Annotated in this window: 2 pseudogenes; both read right to left on the bottom strand. The window is 68.4% G+C overall.

From position 1 onward, the window contains the following. A pseudogene (locus LQ326_RS49060) lies at nt 1-138 on the bottom strand (IS30 family transposase); the annotation flags it as partial. Between the two features lie 2 nt (nt 139-140). After that, a pseudogene (locus tag LQ326_RS49065) lies at nt 141-507 on the bottom strand (DDE-type integrase/transposase/recombinase); the annotation flags it as partial.

The raw sequence follows: 507 nt of genomic DNA on the forward strand, positions 1-507 counted from the left end.
CTCGTTCGTCGGTCGCTGCCAGGGCGAGTGCGGGTCAGCGAAGAACACCCGCGTCCCGCTCTCCATGGCGAACCGGGCGTGACCGGAGAGCTCCTTCCCGCGGTCCCAGGTGAGGGTCTTGCGTAGTTGCCCGGGCAATTTGGGCGTCGGGCCACGGCGTTGTCCAGGGCGGCCACGGCCAGGCGGGACTTCATCCGCGCATCGATGGAGTAGCCCACGATCCTGTTGCTGAAGGCGTCCTTGACCGCGCAGAGGTAGAGCTTGCCTTCGCCGGTGGCGTGCTCGGTGATGTCGGCGAGCCACAGCCGGTTCGCACAGGTCGCGGTGAAGTCACGGCGGACCAGGTCGTCGTGCACCGGCGGGCCGGCCTTCCTGCCCTTGCCATGCTTCTTGTCGAACACGCTCCACCAGCGGTTGTCCCGGCAGATCCGCCATGCAGTGCGGTTCGCCATCACGGCCCCGGCGCCGCGCGCTTCGTCGGCGAGGAAGCGGTAGCCGAACTCTGGA

It is taken from the genome of Streptomyces shenzhenensis, from assembly GCF_021462265.1.
In the GTDB taxonomy this organism is placed as follows: Bacteria; Actinomycetota; Actinomycetes; order Streptomycetales; family Streptomycetaceae; genus Streptomyces; species Streptomyces shenzhenensis.